The sequence below is a fragment of the Frankia sp. CpI1-P genome, assembly GCF_001421075.1.
In the GTDB taxonomy this organism is placed as follows: Bacteria; Actinomycetota; Actinomycetes; order Frankiales; family Frankiaceae; genus Frankia; species Frankia torreyi.
In genome coordinates, this window is the sequence record NZ_LJJX01000113.1 from 1 (window position 1) to 5,920 (window position 5,920).

At 59.9% G+C, this 5,920-nt stretch carries 5 protein-coding genes and 6 pseudogenes; 6 read left to right on the forward strand and 5 right to left on the reverse strand.

The genetic code is table 11. The features are described 5' to 3' along the window. Positions 1-162: 162 nt before the first annotated feature. From FF86_RS69560 to FF86_RS69575, 4 genes and pseudogenes are all read right to left on the reverse strand, one after another. A partial coding sequence (locus tag FF86_RS69560) for an inositol monophosphatase family protein (RefSeq protein ID WP_396230208.1) occupies positions 163-563 on the reverse strand: 401 nt, incomplete at its 5' end. A gap of 1 nt (position 564) precedes the next feature. Further along, positions 565-889 (reverse strand): annotated as a pseudogene (locus tag FF86_RS69565) (inositol monophosphatase family protein); the annotation flags it as partial. Positions 890-893: 4 nt separating this feature from the next. Continuing rightward, a pseudogene (locus tag FF86_RS69570) lies at positions 894-981 on the reverse strand (hypothetical protein); the annotation flags it as partial. Further along, a complete protein-coding gene (locus tag FF86_RS69575; protein ID WP_396230211.1) occupies positions 978-1,628 on the reverse strand; it encodes a DUF5919 domain-containing protein in 651 nt (216 codons plus the stop codon). The pseudogene FF86_RS69570 and the gene FF86_RS69575, both read right to left, overlap by 4 nt. Before the next feature lie 447 nt (positions 1,629-2,075). On the opposite strand from FF86_RS69575, the pseudogene FF86_RS69580 reads away from it, so the two are divergent. The 6 genes and pseudogenes from FF86_RS69580 to FF86_RS69605 all read left to right on the forward strand — a co-directional run. Further along, positions 2,076-2,212 (forward strand): annotated as a pseudogene (locus tag FF86_RS69580) (hypothetical protein); the annotation flags it as partial. 1 nt (position 2,213) lies between these two features. After that, a partial coding sequence (locus tag FF86_RS69585) for a methyltransferase (protein WP_396230209.1) occupies positions 2,214-2,763 on the forward strand: 550 nt, incomplete at its 3' end. A gap of 1 nt (position 2,764) precedes the next feature. Continuing rightward, positions 2,765-2,883, forward strand: a pseudogene (locus FF86_RS69590) (methyltransferase); the annotation flags it as partial. Position 2,884: 1 nt separating this feature from the next. Further along, positions 2,885-3,115 (forward strand): annotated as a pseudogene (locus tag FF86_RS69595) (methyltransferase); the annotation flags it as partial. A 27-nt stretch (positions 3,116-3,142) separates the two neighbouring features. Further along, a partial coding sequence (locus FF86_RS69600) for an NUDIX hydrolase (protein WP_396230210.1) occupies positions 3,143-3,392 on the forward strand: 250 nt, incomplete at its 3' end. A 1-nt stretch (position 3,393) separates the two neighbouring features. Then, positions 3,394-3,679: pseudogene (locus tag FF86_RS69605) on the forward strand (NUDIX hydrolase); the annotation flags it as partial. Positions 3,680-5,108: 1,429 nt separating this feature from the next. Here FF86_RS69605 and FF86_RS32975 read toward each other — a convergent pair. Next, positions 5,109-5,321, reverse strand: coding sequence for an AlpA family transcriptional regulator (locus FF86_RS32975; RefSeq protein WP_082122388.1), 213 nt, complete (start codon positions 5,319-5,321; stop codon positions 5,109-5,111). Positions 5,322-5,920: the final 599 nt, after the last annotated feature.

The following is a 5,920-nucleotide window of genomic DNA, read 5'->3' on the forward strand; positions in this document are numbered from 1 at the left end:
GTGAGGCGCGGTGCCCTCGGCGCCCGTGAGGCGCGGTGCCCTCGGCGCCCGTGAGGCGCGGTGCCCTCGGCGCCCGTGAGGCTATCCACACCGGCATGGTTTCCCTCACAGGGGTACGGTCTGTCGTTGCCCATCGGTGCTCTCGGCAGCGCGTGGGACGTTTCATGAGGTAGCAGATGATTCCGCCTCTCGATACGTTTCCGAGAGGACTTCCAGAATTGGACCTACCAATTCCTTGGAGCTAGCAGCCGTCACGCGCGAATTCGTCGTGTGGTCGGAGCCGTCTCGATCAAAAACTGCCGCTCCAGCCTCTCTAGCTATCACAACTCCGGCCGCCATATCCCACGGCTTATTTCCAAGTGCGATACTTGCATCCGTTCGCCCGGCGGACAGCCATGCCAGGTCAACGGCCGCCGATCCAAACATGCGGACCCGCTCCACTTTCGGTGCAAGAAATCGTGACAGCGCAAGTCGGGCACGATTCTTCTCTTCAGATTTACTACCCACGGCATAGTCTCCGATTGAGACTATCGCATTAGAAAGTCGGCCCGGTCTGGTTACTGNGATTTTCCGTGTGCCCACAAAAGACCCGTGCCCCTCCGCTGCGGAGTACCTTTCATTCAGGAAGGGCAGGGCGATCACTCCCACTATAGGCCGCCCCTCACTGATAAGCCCCAGCGAAACACCGCATAGCGGTATCCCATGAAGAAAGTTAGAGGTTCCATCTAGCGGATCAAGAGCCCAGGTGTTCTTACTATTCAGAACTACCTCGCCAGTGCCCTCTTCGCCCAAAAAGGCGAGATGCGGCGTACGCCGCTCAAGGAACCTTCTGACCTCTCTTTCAACCGCTAGGTCAACTTCGCTAACAAAATCGCGCTCCTCTTTCTCGNGANCTTCGCCGGGTGGAGTGCTCATTATAGTCTCGACGGCGATATCTATAGCTTCGTGCGCAACGGCAAGAAGAGTGTCTAGTTGGTTCACAGAAACGAGCTCCGCTCTTCCAGGGAAGATAGTACTTCATCAAATGTTTTGAAGATTGCCCCGTCCTCCGCTTCACGCATTGCGACCAGAGTCGGGGATTCAACCCCTCGGGTTTCCGGTAGGTACGGCTGGAAAACGCATTTACTATCGTCAACAATTATAATGTTGTACCGCAGCGGTTCATCGTAAACGCCAATACGGAGATTGCCGGAATTGCTTCCAAGATTATCTCTAAGCTTTAAAAGCAACTCAATATTGATGCGAGTCAACGCGGCGAGGTCGCCTAGCGGAAAGCCTTCCTCCTTCTCGCGCTCCCCGATATATCTGCCGCGAGGATCTAGAAAAAGGAAACACCCATGTCCGCCATCGGCTATCTTGCGCCGAAGGGAGCGAGTAGGATATTGCTGGCAGACCAAGTTAAGCGAAAGGCCGGCAGCCCGAATCTTTTCTGCGTTATCGAACAGTTCGTGCGCGGGAATCGCACTTGAGAACTCCGATCGAGTTGAAAATACTGCGACTACGCCACCCATGCCAAAATGGCCGCTTAGTGCCGAAACTTGATCCTTTGAAGGTTCCGATGGAGGAGTGGTTGGCAATTCCCCGCTCCACGTCTTGAAGAGATGTTCGGCCGTCCAGCCTTCAAACATTTTCTCCAGAACTCGACAGTGGTGCGGGTACGGAAGTGAGATGAGCGTTCCAGAGAGCCAGCGGTGAAATTGTGNGCGACTCGGCCAGGTGCCGACTAGGCTACCATCGATGACCTTTGCCGACCTGTCATATTCACGGCAAAAAGTAGTGTAATTCTGCCAATGGCGCTGACNCAACAGCGTCTTAAGTGTCGTGCTTCTTTCCTCTGACATCGACAGGCTTTCTCCACTCTTCTCGGTTTTTCTCCTTGCCATGATCATATCACGAGACGAGACCAAGAAGAGACAGAAAGAGGCGAAGCTGCGAGTAAATGCGACTATCGCGATATTGCAGCGAGACAGAAGGGCGTGGTCCGCTCATCCCANCACGCGCAATCCGCGCAGAAAGGATAGGAGTGCCCAGGTTCGTCCCTGGACTTGATCGGTCCCTGACCCTCGGGAGCCAGAATGACTACCCCCCACAGTGCGCCCTATGGACATCGCATCGCCGCTGGTCTGCTGCGTGAGCTACTGGTCGGTTACCAGATCACGCAGGCTCTTTACGTTGCAGCGCGCTTACATCTCGCCGACCATCTAATCCAGCCNGTGACGATCGACGCTCTCGCCAAAGCGACGGGCGCCGATCATGAAGCCCTTCACTTCCTGGTCCGAGCATTGGTCGGCTACGGGGTTTTGCAACGTAGTGGAGATCTCTACGTTACGACCGAGGTCGGGCGACTCTTGGAAAAAGACCGACCCGACAGCCTGCGCCCGACCGTGATTGCCACGGGAAAGGAACGTTACCAGTCCTGGGGCTCACTTCTACAGACCGTACGTTCGGGGCGTCCTGTATTTTCGGCCCAGAACGGTGTGGCACTGCACGATTTTTATGCGGAGCATCCCGGTGCTGCGGCTCCGTTCAACGGTGCAATGGCAGCTCTCACCAACTCCATGGTCGATCAACTCATTGGGTCCTACGACTTCACCCGCCATTCTCAGGTGGTTGAGATTGGCGGCGGACTCGGGGTCTTCATGGCGGAGATTCTGCACCGGAATCCTTCGCTGAGAGGGTCTATCCTGGACCTTCCGCACGTCGTGGCAGATGCCGCCCGAGCACTCCCGCCACGCATCCTCACCGATAGACTTAAACTCATCTNGGGAGATGCTCGTCAGAGCGTTCCGGAGAACGCCGACCTCTACCTGATCAAAATGGTCCTATGCGACTTCCCTGACGATGACGCGCTGAAGATCCTGCGCTCTGTACGCAAGGCCATTCNGGACGAAGGAACTCTTGTCATCTTTGACAAAATCCGGACCGAAGTTTATGACGATGAGGTGAGTCGACGGACGGTCATGTCAGCCCTTAACTTGCTGGTAATGACCGGCGGGCGGGAACGGTCCGAGGAGGAGTATCGACTCCTGCTCGCCCAAGCTGGATTTGAGCTTACCGACGTCATGCGCACCGAAGCGCTCGACGGCGAAATTCACCGAGTCGTTGCAATGCCCGGNGAGGTGGCCCCGCTATCATCCGGTGAATGAGCGATCGTTGGACCGTACACCGTGAAGACGTCATCTACGCAAGCCCATGGGTGAGCATACATCTCGCGGACGTTGAAGCACCTTCCGGCGCCCGGATCCCGCATCATCTCGTTCGGGTACCTGCTTCGGGCGCCGGAACCATCATGGTCAACACCGACGGGCATATTCTCTTGCTATTCCGGTACCGATTCATTGTCTCCCGCTTCGGTTGGGAGATCCCGGCAGGAAAAGTCGAGAAAGGCGAAGNACCGGCCGAAACTGCTCGCCGTGAAGCCCTCGAAGAAACCGGCTGGGAGCCGCAAGATCTCCAACACTTGCTATCGATGAACACTAGTCCCGGATTGACCGATCAGGTTTCTCATCTGTTCCTGGCACGGAAATCCGACCAGCGCGGTAGCCCTGTCGATACCGACGAATCCGTTTGTCTCCGCTGGTGCACATCTGCGGAGATACGAGCCCTCATCCAAGCGGGTGAAATTACAGACGCATTTACGCTCTCCGGCCTGCTTTGGTATCTAACCCTAATGAGCTAACACAATCGTTCGGCCTGACGGTCGACGCGCGAGAGGGGGAGGNAATGCGCCGCAGTGTCTACCTGGGGCGGTCCCGCTGGTATGTCCTGAAAAGGCTGTTCGTGGTCGGTGGGGCGTGCCTTCTGGCGGCGTTCATGTTCCCCACGGTGGTGTTTTTCCGCTGGCGGTGGTGGCGGTGATCCTTTTCGGTCTGTTCTGGCTGGTGGGAGGATGAGGGGATTGATTATCCAGCTCAACGAAGACGATCTTCCAGAATTCGACCTTCCGCCTTCCAACGGGCTGATTATCTNGGGTCCGGGCGAGGCCAAAGGCGATCGCGTGCGGGTATGCCTGGAGTTCCTGCCAACGGTGGACGGGTCGACCCTNCATGCCCGGCGGGTCGCAGTGCGGCCGGAGTTGGCGCGGCAGAGTTTGGTGATTCGCCCGCGGGTGGCAGGGAACCGGAGCACTGCCGTTGCCTTTCTGGCGGGTCGACAGTTATTGGAGCATGAGCGGACCGCAATCCTTCCTGGTCCTGTGGTGACCTCTGCTTGTGAGGTCCCTCCGTATGCGGATGGCTGGCGGGGGATTCCACTGACGGTGCTGCTTACCGGTGTGGGTGGCGAGCATCAGGTGCAGCCGGTGTGGGAGTTCATGTCCCCTGACCGGTACACGGCGTGGCTGGCAGCAGGCTGCCCGTGAGCCGCCGCGCCCGTCCGGCCGGACGTGTTCCCCCGCCGGTACTCTACGCACCGTGGGACCGGCGGCTGTCTGCCGATGAACTGCCGGCGGTAGGTCCGTGGGCCCCCGACCGTGACGGGGTCGTACTGTGTTACCACTCGCCCGGGATACATGAAGGGGCGCCCGTGGTATTTCAGCGGATACGGATAGCCGATGTGGACTCCGCCTCCCTGGAAATGGTTGCGGCGGCCGTCGTCCGGNATACCGAGATCACTACGTGCACGCTGTATCCTCGGGGAACGAATCTTCACCACACCGGCGCGGCAGTTGCGGCCGCAAACCGGCTGTTCCACGAAAATCCGTTCCCGCACATCAACGGACCGATCATTACCGGCGCGGCCAGCACCGGAGCGCCGGACCTTTCCGCGCTGCATGGCTATACCCGTATGATCCATGATGTGCAGATCGTCGCCCGGAACGGATCGGCGGAAAGCGTAGAGATATGGGAGCTTCGGCGGGTAATCTACCGGAGTTCGGATGACCTTCGGGCTGAAATTCGGCCCTGACCACCATTCCTGGCCGGTGACGGTATGCCGTCACCTTGGGGAGGTCCCACCCCCGAGCGAAACCCCCCCTTTGCCGGGGGTCGGGACCTCCCCTCCCAGACGGACCGGCGGTAGCTCGGGAATGCCGCCCGCCGGTCCCCATGACCCCAGGTCGGATGACGCCAGCCCTCCGACCTGGGGTCTTTTCATGTCCCGAAGACCGTTCAGGCACCGGTGGTTCCGCGCGGAGGCTCGGCGTTCTCCGGCCGAAATGCAGTGATCCACTGTTCCACATCGTCGGCATCCCACAGACGAATGTGGGCCGCTTGCTGCCGAGGAGCGGGGAAGGTCGGTCGATGGGTGAGCTGACGCGCCCGCTCGGAGGTGACGCCAAGGCGCCGGGCGATGTCGCCCGTCGTCCACAGTTCCCCGCTCATGGGCGAATCCTAGTGCCACGACGAACCAGGCCCGTATGCTTGGGGTTGGCCAACCCCAAGCGGTGTCGTATAGCGGTCCGGAGCGGTGTGGCATCACCTCTCCGGACCTTCGGCCACCGCTGCCCCACGGATGCACAGGAAGCGGTGAACCATGACCACTATCCCCCCCGAGCCCGCCGCTCACGACCTCGTCCGCGTGACCCCGTCCGACGACGGCTACACGGTCGCTCTCCTCGGAGGAGCAACCATCCTTGATCTCCTGTCCGCGACGCTCGCTCTCCCCTCAGCCGCTTACACGGATCACCGCCCGGTCGCTCCCGACAGCCCGGACGTGCTCCTGACCTTCCGCTTCCTGCCACGCGGGGTCTACGTGCCGGCGGCATGGACACCACAACCGCCGGAGAGTGCACCGGTCGACGGATGGACACCGCACCAGGAAGCGGTACACACGATCGCCTCAGCGGCGCCGCCCGGTCCCAGCGGCGCGCGACTCATCCAGTGGATCACACGATGCGACCCGATCACAGTCATGGTTCTCGCGGACCTGATCCGGTCGACCACGCCACGCCGCTAAGCCCGCGAGGCTCGGCGCCGGGGGG